Raw genomic sequence first — 17,205 nt, forward strand, 5'->3', positions numbered from 1 at the left:
GTGCTGGACGCCGCCCGGCCGCGCTCCTATCGTTCGCGCCAGTACAGGCAACAGGAGCCGCGACATGGCCTTCGGCAAGGTGATCCGCACGTATTTCGATGGGACGTGGCATGATGGCGACGTGCCGGTGATGCGCGCAGCCGATCACGGGTCGTGGCAGGGGTCGAGCGTGTTCGACGGCGCCCGACGATTCGAGGGGGTCACGCCCGATCTGGACCGGCATTGCGCGCGGCTGAACCGCTCCGCCGAGGCGCTGATGCTGCGGCCGACAATGGAGCCCGCGGACGTGGTCGCGCTGGTCCATGAGGGGCTGGCGGGATTTGCCCCCGATGCAGCGATCTATATCCGGCCGATGTACTGGGGCATCCACGGCAGCGAGCTTGGACTGGTTCCGTCGCAGGCCGAGACCGGCTTCGCGATCTGCCTGGAAGAGGTGCCGATGTACGGCCCCGACAAGACCACGACGCTGACGACGACGCGGTTCCGCCGCCCGGTGCTGGAAAGCGCCGTCTGCGACGCGAAGGCCGGGTGCCTTTATCCCAACAACGCGCGCATGCTGGCCGAGGCGCAGGCCAAGGGCTTCGGCAACGCGCTGGTGGCGGACGCGATGGGCAACGTCGCGGAGTCGGCGACGTCCAACGTCTTCATGGTCAAGGACGGCGAGGTGTTCACGCCCGCGGCGAACGGCACGTTCCTGGCCGGGATCACGCGGGCGCGGCACATCGCCAACCTGGCCGCCGACGGGGTGAACGTGCACGAGACGGTGCTGACCTTCGACGATTTCCGCGACGCCGACGAGGTGTTCCTGTCCGGCAACCTGACCAAGGTGACGCCGGTCACCGCGTTCGACCACAGGTCCTATCAGGTCGGACCGGTGACGCGGCGGGTGCGCGAGATGTACTGGGACTGGGCGCTTTCGGCGGCATGATCCTGCGCCTCGTCCGGGCCGCGCCGCTCTTGGCGACGCTGGCGGCGACGGGCTGGGCACTGTCGACCAACCCGCTGGCCGCGCCCCTGGTCGAGCGCGGGGCGACCGATCTGATCCTGACGCTGGAGCATCGCGTGCGGCGCACCGCGACGGCACCGTGGATCGAGGCGGAACTGGCCGCGGCGGTCGCGTCGGAAGACGTGGACCGGGCCGCGATGCTGATCGACCTGGCCCGCGATCTGGAACGCGACATCGACCTGTCGGCCGCGGAGGCGATGATCGCGGCCCGCGAGGGGTGGCTGGCGAGCGCCGGCGATTGCGCGGCCTGCATGGCGGACATCGCCGCCTGCCCCACGCTGGCGCATCTGGCGAGTTGCGCCGTGCCCTTCGAGATGTCGCCCCTGGGTGATGCGAACGCGCTGCGCCGCGCAGGCGTGGCCTGGGCCTCGGGCGCGGAGGTCGACAGGCTGGACGCGGGGTTGGCGCTGGTCGGGCTGGCGGCAACGGGGGCGGTTCTGGTGACCGGAGGCACGTCGGTCACGGTCAAGGCGGGGGCGGGCCTGCTGCGGACGGCGCGCCGGATGGGCAGCCTGACGCCGTCGCTGGCACGGCATCTGACGATCCCGGTGCGCTGGTCGGCGGTGCCGGCCTATCTGCGCGGCGCCGCGCCGCTGGATACCGTTACGGACATGGCCCGGCTGTCGGTCGCCACCGCGATCGCGGCCGACATGGGGCGGGTGCGCGAGGCCACTTCGACCGCGGAGGCGCTGCGCCTGGCGCGGCTGGTCGACACGCCGACGGACGCCGCGCGCCTGGCCCGCGTGGCCGAGGCGATGGGGCCGCGCACGGGCCGCACGCTGGCGGTCCTGGGCAAGGGTCGGGCGTTCCGGGCGACCCTGCGCCTGAGCCGCGCGGCGGCGGGGACGCTCGCGCTGGCCTGGCTCTGCATGGTGCAGATCGGGGCGATCCTGGCGGCGCGGCTGGGGGCCGCGGTGCTGCGGGCACTGACGCCAGCGCCGCGTGCGATGCCCGGAGCCCGTGCCGCGACGCCCGCCCTCGGCCCGGCCGGACCGCGACCGCGCCGCTAGCCAGTGGACAGCGCCCCGCCGCGGCGTCATTCTGCCCTTCGCCAAGTCCGGGGGAGCCCATGCGCAAGTTTCTGGTCGTTCTCGACGACAGCCGCGAATGCCTGAACGCGATGCGTTTCGCCTCGCTCCGCGCCCAGCACACGGGCGGCGGCGTCGAGGTCCTGTCGGTGATCCCGCCCGATGAGTTCAACCACTGGATCGGCGTCGGCGACATCATGCGCGAGGAGGCCCGCGAACGCATCGTCGCGCATTTCGAGGTCTTCGCGAAATGGATGCGCGACAAGCACGGACTGGAGCCGCACCTGGTCATCCGCGAGGGCGAGCCGGTGACCGAAATCCTGGCCCAGGTCAGCGAGGACCCCGAGATCGGCGTCCTCGTTCTGGGTGCCAGCGCCGACGGCAAGGGACCGGGGCCGCTGGTGTCGCAGTTGACCCGGTCGGCCGGGACCCTGCCGGTGCCGATCACCATCGTGCCGGGCGATCTGTCGAAGGAGCAACTGGAAGGGATCGCCTGAAATATCTCGGAATACTGGTTGAATGCCGCAGCCACGACCAACCCTTTCCGCGATCTCGACCGAATTACCTGCACCATGCAACGTATGATCCGCATTGCCCTTCTCCTTCTCCTGGTGGCGTTCCCGATACAGGCCGACCCCAGTGATCGCTTCGACGCAAACCGCCTGACGCGGGAGGATACGCGCTTCCTGCAGGCCGCGTTGTCCTTCAGTGGATTCTATGTGGGTCTGATCGACGGCGCGTGGGGCGCCCGAAGCGCGGACGCGTTGCGAGCGGCCGCCGGCCCGACGCCGACTGAGGCCGAAGTTCTACTTACTCTGCATCCGTTCATAGCCGACTTTGAGACCGCGACCTGGCAGGACCTGAACTTGGAAGGAACGTCGGCGCTGCTGCCAATAGGCATCTTGATCCGAGATGAGGGGCCTGACTACGCGGAGCTTCGGACCCCGGATCGAGATCTCATCGTGCGCCATATCTGGCGAACGGCAGACGGCACATCCGAAATGCACCGTTGGCTGGAGCAGGCCCACACAGCGCCCGTTCCCGTCTATCGAGCGGATACGGCCGAGGCATATGTAACGAAGGGCAGGCTCCCGTCGGGCGACGAGGTCTATCTGCGTACGATCACCCGCGGCGGATATTTCGAGACAGTCCTTGTGCAGTGGTCGAGGCGGCAGGCGGCTCGCGCCCGGGTCGTGGTCGCGAGCCTTACGAATAGCCGGGTCGATCCCCTTGTCCTACCGGACTATGGCTACTTCGCCGCCATGATGGAATCGCCGCCCCGGGGGTCCGCGCCGCCCGCGGCCGGCGTTTCGAACGAGCGCTCAACCGGCTCCGGTACGGGCTTCTATGTCAACGATACCGATATCGTCACTGCTGCCCATGTTGTCTCCGAATGCGCGCGGCTGTCTTTGGCGGACAACTCCCCGCTGCTTCTTCTGGCTGCCGAAAAAAAGACGGATCTCGCCGTGCTCCGCGCCGCCCGACGTTCGAACTCGTGGCTGGAACTCGGAACGGAAGTTCGCGCGGCACTCGGTGCACCCATCGTGGCGGTCGGTTTTCCCTATGCTGGCATGTTCCGACAAGGACTGAGCGTAACGCGCGGCAACGTCAGCGCCATGAAGGGACTGGCTGGTGAAGATCACGTCCTGACTTTCACGGCGCCCGTGCAACCGGGAAACAGCGGAGGTCCGCTTTTGGATGGCGATGGTCGAGTCATCGGCGTGATCAGTTATCGGGCATCGGACCTTTGGACCTTGGAGCAGTCCGGCACGATTCCCCAAAACATGAATGCGGCCACTGCCCTCGAGCCTCTACGCCAGTTTCTTGCTAAAGCCCGGGTTGAGTTTACCGTGCCTGATACCCCCAGCCGCGACCTTTCGCGCGGGCTTCCGATGGCGATCACAGACCCGGTTGTCGCAGTGCAGTGCCACCCTAGCTAAAGTAGTTCCAGCGCATTGGCCGGATGCGCACGGACTGCTGGGTTCGGATCCCGCAGCAGATGGGGGATTGCCAATGATTTGCAGGATACCTGCCGCCTTTGTCAGCGTCGTTCTGTGGTTCGTGACGGCGATCGGCGGTGCCAATGCACAGTCGATCTCGCTCGCGCAGGATTTCGACGCGCGCGACCTGACGCGGCAGGAGGTTCAGATCGTTCAGGCCGCGCTGGCGCATTACGGCACCTACGACGCGCTTCTGGACGGTGCCTGGGGTGGGGGAAGTCAGCGTGCGCTCGAGACCTACGTCACGCGCGAACGGGGCGGCGACGGCCCCGATTTCGACGACGTGCGCGCATTGCTTCGGGGGTTCGAGCGCGAGCGCCGCCTTGGCGGCTGGGCCCCGGTCTATCACGCCAGGGCGCAGGTCGGTCACCTGTTGCCGCTGGGCCGGCTGACGCGATCCGATACGCCAGAGGAGACGCGATACGCCACCTCGGACGGCGGGCTGGTCATCGTCAAGCGCAGCGGTTTCGTCCGCCCCTACGACCTGCACGACGCCATCGAGGCGGATTCGCAGCCGGGCACGACCCCCTACCGCACCGAGAGCGACCGCCGGATCATCACCGCGGCCCGCATGCGCGGCGGACGCGACGCCTATGTCCGCTCCGACCGCGACGATGGCGGATGGGAAACGCATATCGTGATCGCGGACGCGGCCCATGCCGACGATCTTCGACTGATCGCTTCCAGCTTCCAACGCGCGCCGGCGGTCGAATTGACGCCGCCTGCCGGGGGGACGCTGGACGCGCTGCTGCATGCCGATGGCGGTCGGCTGCCCGTCCCGGAACGCCCGCGCCCGCCTGAGCCGCGCGCGCCCGAACGCGAGGCCTCCTTCGAGGAGTTGCTGGTCGGGCTCATGGGGAGCGTCCTGGCCGAGACCTTGAGGCGCGAAAGCGACCGCGACCGCGACGAGGACGACCGCGAGGATTCCGAGGCCGAACGCCTGCGCGAACTGGCCCGCGAGCGGGAGCGCAGCCGGGGCGCGGCGTCGGGCTTCTATGTCAACACGACCGACATCGTCACGTCGGCCCAGGTTGTCGGGGCGTGCGAGCGGTTGGAACTGGTCGACGGGACGTCGCTTTCGGTGATCGGGCGGGACGACGCGGCCGGTGTCGCGGTGCTGGCCGCGCCGGGGCGGTCGGCGCACTGGCTTCCGGTATCGCCCCGCGCCGCAGAGCGCGGCGCACAGGTGCGCCTGCTGTCGCGCGCGGGCCTGGAGGGCGCGCGGGTCGCCGCCCGCGACGGCCGGATCCTGGGCGATGCCGACCGCCGGGGCCGGTTGCGTCATGACGTCCGCATCGCGCCGCGCGGCGATGGCGGCCCGTTCCTGTCGTCGGACGGACGGGTGATCGGCGTGGCTTTGCCGCCCAGCGGCGCCGCCGAGGATGGCGGGACGCTGTTGCGGGACGACGCGTTGCGCGGGCGGCTGGACGCGTTCGGCGTGCCCTATTCCGACGGGCACACCCGGCGCACCACGCTGACCCGCGACACGCCCCGCGCCCTGTCACGCGCCGTCGTCGCCATCCGCTGCGACGGATAGGGGCCGTTTAGAATCGTTCCAACTTATTGACAGACGGCGGACGGAGGATCACATAAGGCCCCTGAACCGGAGGTGCCCCATGTTCATCCAGACCGAGACGACGCCGAACCCGGCCACGCTGAAGTTCTTGCCGGGGCAGACGGTCCTCGACACCGGAACGGCCGATTTTCCGACGCCCGATGCGGGCGCGAAATCGCCCCTGGCACGGCGTATCTTCGACATTGGCGGCGTCACCGGTGTGTTCTTCGGCAACGATTTCGTGACCGTCACCAAGGATGACGACACCGAATGGGACCATGTAAAGCCCGCGATCCTGGGCGCGATCATGGAGCATTACCAGTCCGGCGAGCCGGTGATGGAAGGCGAGGCCCAGACCCAGCACGCCGCCAACCACGACGAGGCCGACAGTGCGATCGTGGGCCAGATCACCGAATTGCTGGACACCCGCGTGCGCCCCGCCGTCGCGCAGGATGGCGGCGACATCACGTTCCACGGCTTCGACCGGGGCGTGGTCTATTTGCAGATGAAGGGGGCCTGTGCGGGCTGCCCCTCGTCGACGATGACGCTGAAGATGGGCATCGAGAACCTGCTGCGCCACTATATCCCCGAGGTGCTGGAGGTGCGGCCCGTCGGGCTCTGACCCGTTGGTGCCGGTCTGACGCGGCACGGCCGATGACGAACGGCGCGGCGCGGCATCGCGCCTTCGGATAGGATTGGCAGGTCGCATGGACGCACCGATCGTTCTGGGCTTCGACACGTCGGGGCCATGGGTGGGAACCGCGCTGTTCCAAGACGGCGACGTGCGCGCGGCGGACTATACCGACATGGCGCGCGGCCAGGCCGAGCGTCTGCTGCCCGCGATCGAGGAGACGCTGGCCGAGGCCGGCGTGACGCTGCAGGACCTCGATTGCATCGGGGTCGGGGTCGGTCCGGGGAACTTCACCGGCATCCGCATCTCGGTTGCAGCCGCACGCGGCTTGGCGCTTGGTCTGGGCATTCCGGCAATCGGCGTATCGCTGCTCGACGCGCTGGCGTTCGATGCACCGCGGCCCGCCCTGACCACGCTGAACGCGCCGCGCGACCGGCTCTATATCCAGCGGCACGGCGCAGGAGCGGAGCGCGGGCCGGCCGTCATCGCGCGCGGCGATCTGTCCGGATGGGTCCTGCCGGGGATCACGCTGGTCGGGCAGGATTCACCCGACCTGTCCGCCGAATACGGCATCCCCCACGCGCCGGCCGCGTTCGCACCGGCATCGGCGATCGCGCGCATCGCGGCGCGGCGGTTCGGGGATCCACAGCCGCGCCCTGCCCCCCTCTACCTGCGTCCGGCCGATGCGGCCCCGCCCTCGGACGCGCCGCCGGTCATCCTGCCGTGACGCCCGATGAGATGGCCGCGTTGCAGGCGGCCGCCTTCGATGGCGCGACACGCTGGTCGGCCGCGAGCATACGCGCGGCATTGGCGGCGCCGGGCGGCTTCGCCGTCGTGCGCGCGGACGCGTTCCTGTTGGGCCGGGTGGTGGCGGACGAGGCGGAGTTGCTGACGCTGGTGGTGGGTGCCGGAGCGCGGCGGCGCGGCGTCGGCCGGACGCTCATGGCCGGGTTCGACGACGTGGCGCGCCGGCGCGGCGCCAGACAGGCATTCCTGGAGGTGGCGGCGGACAATGCCGCGGCGCTCGCGCTCTATCGCGGGGCGGGCTGGACCGGGGCGGGCCGCCGCGCCGCCTATTACGGCGACGTCGATGCCCTGATCCTGCGCAAGTCGTTCTGACGAGGGGTCACGGCCCCCAGACTCCGGTTGACCTTCGCCCTCCCCTGCGGCCTTATCGCCTGCATCAATCGCGGCGCGGGGGGCCGCCATCGGTCCAACCCCGCGCCCATTCGACGGGAGAGACCAATGACAATCACCAAGACCCTTCTGGGTGCGGCGGCGACCATCGCCCTGACCGCCGGCATGGCCACGGCCGAGCCGGGCCTGATCATCGACCTGGGCGGCAAGTTCGACAAGTCGTTCAACGAGAGCGCCTTCAACGGCGCGCAGCGGTGGGCCGAGGAGACCGGCTCCGACTATGTCGAGACCGAACTGGCCAACGAGGCGCAGCGCGAACAGACCATGCGCCGCATGGCCGAGCGCGGCGCGAACCCGGTCGTGGTCCTGGGCTTCGCCAACGGCTCGACCCTGGAAGCGGTCGCGCCGGACTATCCCGAAACCGAGTTCGTGATCGTCGACATGGTGGTCGACGCACCGAACGTGAAGTCGGTCGTGTTCTCCGAGCATGAGGGCAGCTATCTGGTCGGCATGATGGCCGCGATGGCGTCCGAGACGGGCACCGTCAGCTTCGTCGGCGGGATGGACGTGCCGCTCATCTCCAAGTTCGCCTGCGGCTATGCCCAGGGCGTCAAAGCGGTGAACCCCGACGCCAACGTCATCGTCAACATGACGGGCACCACGCCCACCGCCTGGAACGACCCGGTCAAGGGCGCCGAGCTGACCCGCAGCCAGATCAGCCAGGGATCGGACGTCGTCTTCGCCGCTGCCGGCGGCACCGGCATCGGCGTGCTGCAGGCCGCGGCCGACGCCGACATCCTGTCGATCGGCGTCGACAGCAACCAGAACCACCTGCATCCGGGCGAGGTCCTGACCTCGATGGTCAAGCGCGTGGACAACGCCGTCTACGACGCCTTCAAATCCGCGACCGAAGGCACGCTTGAGCCCGGGATCGCCGTCATGGGTCTCGACAACGAGGGTGTGGGCGTCGCGATCGACGAGAACAACGCCGACCTCGTCACCGAGGAGATGACCGCCGCCGTCGAAGAGGCGAAGGCCAAGATCGCCTCGGGCGAGATCGAGGTGCACGACTACCTTAGCGACAACAACTGCCCGGCCTACTGATGGGCGACGCGTCCCCCGGAGAGATGCTGCTCAAGCTCCTCTCGGCCTGGAACGAGGCCGATCCGGGGGCCCGCGACACGATCCTGGACGAGGCCCTCGCGGCCTCGTTCACCTATGAGGACCCGCACGCCCCCGACCCGATCCAGGGCGCGCAGGGGCTGGCCGGGTTCCTGACCATCTTCCGCAAGAACCTGCCGGACGCGATCCTGCTGCCGCAGGGCGCGCCGCGCGTCACGCATGACACCGCGATGGTCGCGGCACGGCTCGACCGGTCGGGCACGCCGTTCGCGCGCCTCGTCTTCGTCGGAAGCGCGGGGTCCGACGGCCTGACCCGCGTCACCGGCTTCGTGGAGAGCGAATGACGGACCACCGCGACACCGACCTCGCGATCGAACTGCGCGGCATCTCCAAGGCGTTCGGCCCGGTTCAGGCGAACAAGGACATCTCGATCCAGGTCAAGCGCGGCACGATCCACGGCATCATCGGCGAGAACGGGGCCGGCAAGTCGACGCTGATGTCGATCCTCTACGGCTTCTACCGCGCCGATGCGGGCGAGATCTTCATCGGCGGCCGGAAAACCGAGATCCCCGACAGCCAGGCCGCCATCGATGCGGGCATCGGAATGGTGTTCCAGCATTTCAAGCTGGTCGAGAACTTCACCGTGCTGGAGAACATCATCCTGGGCGCCGAGGACGGGCGGCTTCTGAAACCTTCGCTGAGCAAGGCGCGCAAGCTGCTGCGCCAATTGGCCGACGATTACGAGATGGATGTCGACCCCGACGCGGTGATCGAGGATCTGGGCGTCGGCCGCCAGCAGCGCGTCGAGATCCTGAAGGCGCTCTACCGCGAGGCGGACATCCTGATCCTGGATGAGCCGACGGGCGTGTTGACCCCTGCCGAGGCCGACCACCTGTTCCGCATCCTCAACGGGCTGCGCGACGAGGGGAAGACGATCATCCTGATCACCCACAAGCTGCGCGAGATCATGGAGATCACCGACACCGTCAGCGTCATGCGGCGCGGCGAGATGACCGCCACCGTCAAGACCGCCGAGACCTCGCCCGAGGAGCTGGCCGAGCTGATGGTGGGCCGCAAGGTCCTGCTGCGCGTCGACAAGGCGCCCGCCACGCCGGGCGATGTCGTGCTGGAGGTGGAGAACCTGCGCGTGGTCGACGACCAGAAGGTCGAACGCCTGCGCGGCATCGATCTGACCATCCGCAAGGGCGAGATTTTGGGCATCGCCGGCGTATCCGGCAACGGTCAGTCCGAGCTGCTGGAGGTGCTGGGCGGTTATGCCAGCGGCACCGGCACGATCCGGGTGAACGGTCAGCCGATCGACCTGACCGGCCATGCCAGCGACGCCCGCACCCGCCGCGCGCGCGGCATCGCGCACGTGCCCGAGGATCGCCAGCGCGAAGGCCTCGTCATGGATTACCGCGCTTGGGAGAACGTGGGCTTCGGCTATCACGACGACGCGCGTTTTTCATCCGGCCTGTTCATGGACAACGCCGCCCTGCGCGAGGACTGCGCCGGCAAGATGGAGCGCTTCGACGTCCGCCCGCCCGATCCAAACCTGGCCGCCAAGAACTTCTCGGGCGGCAACCAGCAGAAGATCGTCCTGGCCCGCGAGATCGAGCGGAACCCCGACCTGCTGCTGATCGGCCAGCCGACGCGCGGCGTGGATATCGGCGCGATCGAGTTCATCCACCAGCAGATCGTGGCCCTGCGCGACCAGGGCAAGGCGATCCTTCTGGTCAGCGTGGAGCTGGACGAGATCATGGCCCTGTCCGACCGGATCGCCGTCATGTTCGACGGCCGCATCATGGGCGAGCGCCTGCCGTCCGAGACCGACCAGGGCGAGCTGGGGATGATGATGGCGGGCATGGCCGGGAAGGACGCGGCATGAACGACGCGCTGCCGAAATGGGCCGACATCGCGCTGATCCCGCTGATCAACCTGCTGCTGGCCCTGATCGTCAGCGGTCTGGTCGTGGCCCTGATCGGGAAGGACCCGTTCGAGGCGCTGTATATCCTCGTCAACGGCTCGGTCGGGTCGGCCTATGGCTGGGGCTACACGCTGTTCTACGCGACGAACTTCATCTTCACGGGCCTCGGCGTCGCGGTCGCCTTCCACGCGCGGATGTTCAACATCGGCGGCGAGGGGCAGGCGGCCTTGGGCGGGCTGGGCGTCGCGCTGGTGCTGCTCTACGTGCCCTGGCCGCACTGGACGGTCGCGCTTTTGGCGGCCAGCATCGGCGCGGCGCTGTTCGGGGCGGCCTGGGCGGCGATCCCGGCCTGGCTGCAGGCGCGGCGGGGCAGCCATATCGTCATCACGACGATCATGTTCAACTTCATCGCCTCGGCGCTGATGGTCTATCTGCTGAGCCGCGTCCTGCTGGTGCCGGGCGCCGGCGGCTCGCCCGAGACGGCCCGCTTCGCCGAGGCGGTGCGCCTGCCCAACGCCTATGACGTCATGCCGTGGCTTGGCTTCAGCCGGTCGACGCCGCTGAACGTGTCGTTCTTCCTGGCGATCGCATCCTGCGTCTTCGTCTGGGCCCTGATCTGGAAGACACGCCTCGGCTACGAGGTCCGCGCCTTCGGCCATTCCGAGCCGGCCGCGCTCTATGCCGGCATCTCGCCCACGCGCATCATCATGGTCGCCATGCTGATCTCGGGCGGGCTGATCGGCCTGATGGCCACGAACTCGGTCATGGGCGAGGCCGAGCGTCTCGTCATCGACCCGGTTCAGGGCGCGGGCTTCGTGGGCATCGCGGTCGCGCTGATGGGCCGGTCGCATCCCGTGGGCGTGTTCCTGGCGGCGCTGCTCTTCGGCGCGCTCTACCAAGGCGGCGGCGAGCTGACCTTCGAGATGAACGGCATGACGCGCGAGATGATCCTGGTGATCCAGGCGCTCGTGATCCTGTTCACCGGGGCGCTCGACAACATGGTCCGCGCGCCCGTCGAAGCGATGTTCCTGTCGCGCCGTCGCCGCCCCGAAGCGGCCGAGCCGACCTCGCCCAAGGGTGCCGACAACGACCCCGTCACGAAGGTGGAGCCGTGATGGACCTCGCCCCCTTCCTGCCGGGCTTCGCCGCGGCCTACGCCATCCTGCTCGTGGCCGCATCCTCGCCCGGTCCGGCGGTGGCGATGCTGCTGGGCATCGGAACCGCGCGGGGCCGCGGGCCGGCGCTCGTCGCCTCGGCGGGGATCGCGACCGGCAGCGTGGTCATCAATGTGATCACCCTGGTCGGCGTCGGCCTGCTGCTGCAGCAGGCGGGCTGGGCGATGACGCTCCTGCGTCTCGCCGGGGCGGCCTATCTGCTCTGGTTGGCCTGGGGCTCCCTCCGCAAGGCCGTCGCGCCCCCGGACATCCGTGTGGCCGAGGTTCCGGCCGTGTCCGCATGGCGGTATTTCGTCATGGGAATGCTGATGCAGGTCACCAATCCCAAGGCGATCGCGTTCTGGCTGGCCATCGCCGCCGTCGGCGCGACCCGCGGCGGCGGGGCCTGGGTGATCGCGGCTTTCGTGGCCGGGGCCTGGCTGATCTCCTTCGCGTGCCACGGGGCCTGGGCGGTCCTGCTGTCGGCCGCACCGGTGCGCCGGTTCTACGCCCGGTTCCGCCGATGGGTCGAAGGCGCGCTTGGCGGGTTCATGGCGTTCATGGCCTTCCGCCTCGCCACTGAAAGGGGCTGAGATGGATATCGCCGACATCATCCAGATCCTCGACTCGACCCTGCGCCTGGCCACGCCGCTGCTGTTCGCCTGCCTCGCCGGCCTGTTCTCGGAACGCGCGGGCATTTTCGACATCGGGCTGGAGGGCAAGATCCTCGCCTCCGCCTTCATGTCCGCTGCGGTCGCCTTCTACACCGGCAACGTCTGGCTCGGCCTTCTGGCCGGGATCGGCGCATCCCTGGTGCTGGCGGCGATCCATGGCGTGGCGTCGATCACGTTCCGCGGCAACCAGTTGATCTCCGGCGTTGCGCTGAACTTCCTGGCTTCAGGGCTGACCGTCGTGATCGGCGAGGCCTGGTTCGGCCTCGGCGGGCGCACGCCGCAACTGGAAGGCGCCGGCCGCTTCCAGGAGGTCGCCCTGCCCTTCGAAGCGGCGCTGCGCGATGTCCCTGTGCTGGGACCGATCTATTCGGACCTGCTCTCGGGCCATTCCATCCTGGTCTATGTCGGGCTTCTCTGCGTGCCCCTGACCTGGTGGATCTTGTTCCGCACCCGGTTCGGCCTGCGCCTTCGCGCGGTGGGCGAGAACCCGGCCGCCGTCGACACTGCCGGCGTCAGCGTGATCGGCCTGCGCTATGCCGCGGTGATGATCTGCGGCGTCCTGTGCGGGCTTGCCGGGGCCTATCTGGCCACCGCGCTGTCGGCCGGTTTCGTCAAGGAGATGTCGGCCGGGCGCGGCTTCATCGCGCTGGCCGCGCTGATCTTCGCCAAGTGGCGACCCTGGTACGCGCTGGGGGCGACGCTGCTCTTCGGGCTGCTGGAGGCGCTGGGCAACCGGTTCCAGACGATCCAGCTGGGCGACCTGACGGTGCCGACGCAGTTCATGCAGGCGCTGCCCTATATCCTGACCGTCGTGATCCTGGCCGGTTTCGTTGGCCGCGCCATCCCGCCGCGCGCGGGGGGCGAACCCTACGTCAAGGAACGGTAACGGGGCGCGCCCTTTATGACCAACCGGGAAAAGGACGTAAGTCCAACGCACGCACCGGCGCAGCCTGCCCAACCCGGTATTTGACACCGGCGGCGGCAAACCGTTTAGAGAACGGGACCACCCCGCGAGGTGCCCGTTGCAGATCTACCTTCCCATCGCCGAGGTTTCGGTCAACGCGTTCCTGCTGCTGGGGCTGGGCGGATTGGTCGGCATCCTGTCGGGGATGTTCGGCGTGGGCGGCGGGTTCCTGATGACGCCGCTCCTGTTCATGATCGGCATCCCGCCCGCCGTCGCCGTCGCGACCGAAGCCAACCAGATCGTCGCCTCGTCCTTCTCGGGGGTGCTAGCGCATTTCAAACGGCGAACGGTCGATCTGCGCATGGGGGTGGTACTGCTGATCGGCGGCCTGATCGGCGCGGCGCTGGGCGTGCAGGTCTTCGCGATCCTGCGCGAGCTGGGTCAGGTCGATCTGCTGGTCAAGCTCTGCTATGTCGTTTTCCTGGGCGTCATTGGCGGCCTCATGTTCATCGAGAGCCTGAACGCCATCCGGCGGGCGCGCTCGGCGGGCCCGATGCAGCGCACCGTCCGGCGGCAGCGCGGTTGGATCCACGCGCTTCCGCTCAAGATGAAGTTCCGCACCAGCGGTCTCTACATCTCCGTCATCCCGCCGCTGCTCGTGGGCCTGTTCGTGGGCATCCTGGCGGCGATCATGGGCGTGGGCGGCGGCTTCATCATGGTGCCGGCGATGATCTACCTGCTGGGGATGCCGACCAAGGTCGTCGTCGGCACCTCGCTGTTCCAGATCATCTTCGTTACCGCCTTCGCCACGCTGCTGCACGCGACGACGAACTATACGGTCGACATGGTGCTGGCGGTCCTTCTGCTGGTCGGCGGCGTGGTCGGCGCGCAGGTCGGCACGCGGATCGGCACGCGTCTGAAGGCCGAACAACTGCGCATCCTTCTGGCGTTGATGGTGCTGGCGGTCTGCGGCAAGCTGGCGCTCGATCTGCTTCTGGAGCCGGCGGAACTCTACTCGATCGGTGCCGGGGGGGGTCACGGGTGATCCGCCTGCTCACCCTGCTCGCGGCCGTCCTGATCGGAACCGCACCCGCCCGTGCCGAGGATATCGTCGCCGATCTCAGCCAGGACCGGGTCGCCATCTCGACCAATTTCGACGGCTCGGAGATCCTGATCTTCGGGGCGATCCGACGCGAGGCGCCGCGCCGCTTCGACAGCAAGATGGCGATCATCGTGACCGTGGCCGGCCCGCCGGAGTCGGTGGTCGTGCGCCGAAAGGAGCGTCGTCTGGGCATCTGGGTGAACACCGCCTCGGTGGAGATGGCCGGGGTGCCCAGCTTCTATTCCATCGCCTCCTCCATCCCGCTGGCAGAGGCGCTGACACCCGAGGCGGACGCGCGCTGGCACATCACCACGGCCAGCGCCCTGCGCGGCCCGTCCATGGCCACGACCCCCGGCGGCGACCCCGACTTCCTGGAGGCGCTGATCCGCGTCAACCGCGCTTCGGGCGCCTATGGGCGCGTCGAAGGGGCGGTGGCCCTGCGCGACGGGACGCTCTTCTCGACCGAGATCGCGCTGCCGGCGGACCTGACCGAAGGCAACTACGACGCCCGCATCTTCCTGACCCGCGACGGAGAGGTCGTCGACAGCTATGCGACCTCGCTCTACGTCTCCAAGGTGGGATTGGAGCGGTGGATCTATGCGCTGGCCCATGACCAGCCGCTGATCTACGGCCTGCTGTCGCTGTTCATCGCCATCGTCGCGGGCTGGCTCGCCTCCGCCATCTTCCGCTTCGTCCGGGTCTAGCGGCGTCAGCCCCGGCCGACGAAGGGCATCGCATTGGCCATGATCGTCATGTTCAGGACGTTCGTCCCTTCGGGCAGCGAGGCCATGTGCAGGACGGCACGCGCCGCGTCCTCGGCCGACATCATCGGCACGCCGGCATCGCCCGCCGCCCGCGCGGCGGCGTCCAACTCCTCCAGCAGGGGCGTCCGCGCGTTGCCGATATCGATTTGGCCGCAGGCGATGTTCAGGTGGCGCCCGTCCAGCGCCAGCTGACGGGTCAGCCCGGTGATCGCATGCTTGGTGACGGTATAGCTGACGGCCCCCGGGCGCGGGGCGTGCGCGCTGACCGATCCGTTGTTGATGATGCGCCCGCCACCCTGCGCCCGCATGACGCCGAACGCGGCGCGGGCGGCCAGGAACATTCCCGTCAGGTTCACCGACAGGGCATGTTGCCAATCCTCGACCGAGGTCTCGTCGATCGGTGCCGCCGGCACGAAGACGCCGGCATTGTTGAACAGCACGTCGAGGCGCCCAGCGGCGCGCGCGAAATCCGCGACCACGCGCGTCACGGCGTCGGGGTCGGTGACGTCGCCCGGCAGGACGTGGGCGGCCGGATGACCCCCGGCCACGGCGGCCAGCGCATCGGCCCGCCGCGCCATCAGGCCGACCGCCCATCCGGCGTCCAGAAACAGGCGCGCGGTGGCCGCCCCGATCCCGGAGGAGGCGCCGGTGACGAGGATGCTGCGGTTCATTCGGTCTCCTCCTGCGAAAGGGTCAGGGGCGCGGGCTCGGCCCTAAGGTCCGACGTGTCCAGCGGCCTGCGGGGCATCGCCAGCGCATAGCGTCGCACCCAGATCAGCCGCGTGACGGCGCGCGTGATCGCGACATAGGCCAGGCGTTTCCAGAGTTGCTGCCCCGCCTCCATCCGGCCGGCGCGACTGGCGGCATAGAGGTCGGGCGCGAAGACCTGCACCGCGTCCCACTGGCTGCCTTGCGCCTTGTGCGTCGTGACGGCCGCGCCATGCAGAAAGGCCGCACCCATCCGCGCGGCGAAGGGCAGGAAGGGCTCCTCCTCCTCGGGGTGCTCGATCTTGACGATGGAACTGACGCTGATCTCGGGCTCGGGGGCGCCGACGACATGCAGCTTGCTGAAGCCGGGCTTGCGGCCGGGGCCCAGATAGACGACCTGCGCACCCTTGATGAGGCCCCGCGCCTCAAGGTCGATGCGCCGCTTGCGATGCTTCAGCGGCAGTTCCAGCCCGTCGCAGATCAACGGCTCCCCCGGAAGAAGCTGTGTGTCGTCGGCCCCGTGCGCCTGACGAAAGGCCCGGATCAGGCGGATGCGGGTGGCATTGCGCCAGACCAGGACGGGTGAGCGCGCCATCAGGTCGCTGTCGACGCGGGCGGCGACCTCGACCCGGTCATCGCGCGCGGCCGCGTCCTCGACCATCCGTTCGAAATCCTGGAAGTCCAGCGCCGGATCGCCCAGCGCATGCGCCAGGTCGAGGATCGGGCTGTCCGCCTCCTGCCGGTGGACACGATCGAGATGCAGGTGGTCGTCGCCCGCGAAGCGATCGAACACCATCCGGCCGGACTGGTTCACGGGGGCGAGCTGCGCCGGATCGCCGAAGAGGACGAGTGTCGGAAAGATCTCCTTCAGGTCCTCGTATTGCTTGTCATCGAGCATCGAGGATTCGTCGACGAACCCGATGTCGAGGGGGCTGTCCCGTCGTTTCCATCCGGTGATGAAATCCGATCCGCGCAAGCCCGCCGCGGCCAGTGCGCCGGGGACGGACCCGGTTTCGTCGAAAACACGCTTGGCCCGGTCCATCGCCTCGTCGGTCAGGCCCTCGACCGTGGTGGGCCGGTCGCGGTCTCCGGCCAGCCATTCGGCCAGCTTTTCGTATTCCGGGTCGTAGACAGGGGTGTAGAGGATGCGGTGGATCGTCGTCGCCGGCACGCCGCGCGTGCGCAGGACGCTGGCCGCCTTGTTGGTGGGCGCCAAGACGGCCAGCGTGCGGCGGTCGCGGCGCTTGCGCTCATAATCGCCCGAGACGAGGTCGAGCCCGGCCCCGCGCAGCGCCTGCACGAGCTGCGCCAGAAGCAGCGTCTTGCCCGACCCGGCCTTGCCGGTGACGGCGAGCACCCGGCTGTCGTCATCCTCGCGCGCGGCGGCGAAACCTTCGACCAGGTCGATCCCGCTCTCGCCCAGAACCTCGGCGATGCGGTCCCATGCACTGGCCTGATCGGCTGAGAGGGCGGGGGCGCTGCTGTCCACCGCC

Annotated in this window: 18 protein-coding genes; 16 read left to right on the forward strand and 2 right to left on the reverse strand. The window is 68.9% G+C overall.

What is annotated here, in order from left to right:
* Positions 1-64 precede the first annotated feature (64 nt).
* From MWU52_RS11160 to MWU52_RS11235, 16 genes are all read left to right on the forward strand, one after another.
* Positions 65-928: a branched-chain amino acid aminotransferase gene (locus MWU52_RS11160; RefSeq protein ID WP_246952024.1), complete on the forward strand. Its 864-nt coding sequence runs from the start codon at positions 65-67 to the stop codon at positions 926-928.
* Positions 925-2,016: a hypothetical protein gene (locus tag MWU52_RS11165; protein WP_246952026.1), complete on the forward strand. Its 1,092-nt coding sequence runs from the start codon at positions 925-927 to the stop codon at positions 2,014-2,016. Before MWU52_RS11160 ends, MWU52_RS11165 begins: the two co-directional genes overlap by 4 nt.
* 59 nt (positions 2,017-2,075) lie before the next feature.
* Positions 2,076-2,531: a universal stress protein gene (locus MWU52_RS11170; protein ID WP_246952028.1), complete on the forward strand. Its 456-nt coding sequence runs from the start codon at positions 2,076-2,078 to the stop codon at positions 2,529-2,531.
* Between the two features lie 18 nt (positions 2,532-2,549).
* Positions 2,550-3,974, forward strand: coding sequence for a serine protease (locus MWU52_RS11175; RefSeq protein WP_246952030.1), 1,425 nt, complete (start codon positions 2,550-2,552; stop codon positions 3,972-3,974).
* 73 nt (positions 3,975-4,047) lie between these two features.
* Positions 4,048-5,571 carry a serine protease gene (locus tag MWU52_RS11180; RefSeq protein ID WP_246952032.1) on the forward strand — a complete coding sequence of 508 codons (1,524 nt, stop codon included), beginning with the start codon at positions 4,048-4,050 and terminating at the stop codon, positions 5,569-5,571.
* 79 nt (positions 5,572-5,650) lie between these two features.
* Positions 5,651-6,211 (forward strand): NifU family protein, encoded by a 561-nt coding sequence (locus MWU52_RS11185; RefSeq protein WP_246952034.1) that lies wholly within the window; start codon positions 5,651-5,653, stop codon positions 6,209-6,211.
* 85 nt (positions 6,212-6,296) lie between these two features.
* Complete coding sequence (gene tsaB, locus MWU52_RS11190; protein WP_246952036.1) at positions 6,297-6,947, forward strand: tRNA (adenosine(37)-N6)-threonylcarbamoyltransferase complex dimerization subunit type 1 TsaB; 651 nt, start codon at positions 6,297-6,299, stop codon at positions 6,945-6,947.
* Positions 6,944-7,339, forward strand: a complete 396-nt coding sequence (locus MWU52_RS11195; RefSeq protein WP_246952038.1) for a GNAT family N-acetyltransferase — start codon at positions 6,944-6,946, stop codon at positions 7,337-7,339. The genes tsaB and MWU52_RS11195 overlap by 4 nt, the downstream gene beginning before the upstream one ends.
* A gap of 126 nt (positions 7,340-7,465) precedes the next feature.
* Entirely contained in the window at positions 7,466-8,461 is a 996-nt protein-coding gene (locus tag MWU52_RS11200; RefSeq protein ID WP_246952040.1) for a BMP family ABC transporter substrate-binding protein, read from the forward strand.
* Positions 8,461-8,823 carry a hypothetical protein gene (locus MWU52_RS11205; protein ID WP_246952042.1) on the forward strand — a complete coding sequence of 121 codons (363 nt, stop codon included), beginning with the start codon at positions 8,461-8,463 and terminating at the stop codon, positions 8,821-8,823. Before MWU52_RS11200 ends, MWU52_RS11205 begins: the two co-directional genes overlap by 1 nt.
* A complete protein-coding gene (locus MWU52_RS11210; RefSeq protein ID WP_246952044.1) occupies positions 8,820-10,367 on the forward strand; it encodes an ABC transporter ATP-binding protein in 1,548 nt (515 codons plus the stop codon). Before MWU52_RS11205 ends, MWU52_RS11210 begins: the two co-directional genes overlap by 4 nt.
* Positions 10,364-11,521: an ABC transporter permease gene (locus MWU52_RS11215; RefSeq protein WP_246952046.1), complete on the forward strand. Its 1,158-nt coding sequence runs from the start codon at positions 10,364-10,366 to the stop codon at positions 11,519-11,521. The genes MWU52_RS11210 and MWU52_RS11215 overlap by 4 nt, the downstream gene beginning before the upstream one ends.
* Entirely contained in the window at positions 11,521-12,153 is a 633-nt protein-coding gene (locus MWU52_RS11220; protein WP_246952048.1) for a LysE family translocator, read from the forward strand. Before MWU52_RS11215 ends, MWU52_RS11220 begins: the two co-directional genes overlap by 1 nt.
* 1 nt (position 12,154) lies before the next feature.
* Positions 12,155-13,120, forward strand: coding sequence for an ABC transporter permease (locus MWU52_RS11225; protein ID WP_246952050.1), 966 nt, complete (start codon positions 12,155-12,157; stop codon positions 13,118-13,120).
* Positions 13,121-13,256: 136 nt separating this feature from the next.
* Positions 13,257-14,183: a sulfite exporter TauE/SafE family protein gene (locus tag MWU52_RS11230; protein WP_246952052.1), complete on the forward strand. Its 927-nt coding sequence runs from the start codon at positions 13,257-13,259 to the stop codon at positions 14,181-14,183.
* A complete protein-coding gene (locus MWU52_RS11235) occupies positions 14,180-14,944 on the forward strand; it encodes a TIGR02186 family protein (RefSeq protein ID WP_246952054.1) in 765 nt (254 codons plus the stop codon). The genes MWU52_RS11230 and MWU52_RS11235 overlap by 4 nt, the downstream gene beginning before the upstream one ends.
* A gap of 5 nt (positions 14,945-14,949) precedes the next feature.
* Here the strand turns inward: MWU52_RS11235 and MWU52_RS11240 are convergent, their stop codons facing one another.
* Entirely contained in the window at positions 14,950-15,675 is a 726-nt protein-coding gene (locus tag MWU52_RS11240; RefSeq protein ID WP_246952056.1) for an SDR family oxidoreductase, read from the reverse strand.
* Positions 15,672-17,201, reverse strand: coding sequence for an AAA family ATPase (locus tag MWU52_RS11245; protein WP_246952058.1), 1,530 nt, complete (start codon positions 17,199-17,201; stop codon positions 15,672-15,674). Before MWU52_RS11245 ends, MWU52_RS11240 begins: the two co-directional genes overlap by 4 nt.
* Positions 17,202-17,205: the final 4 nt, after the last annotated feature.

This window comes from Jannaschia sp. S6380, from assembly GCF_023015695.1.
Taxonomy (GTDB): Bacteria; Pseudomonadota; Alphaproteobacteria; order Rhodobacterales; family Rhodobacteraceae; genus Jannaschia.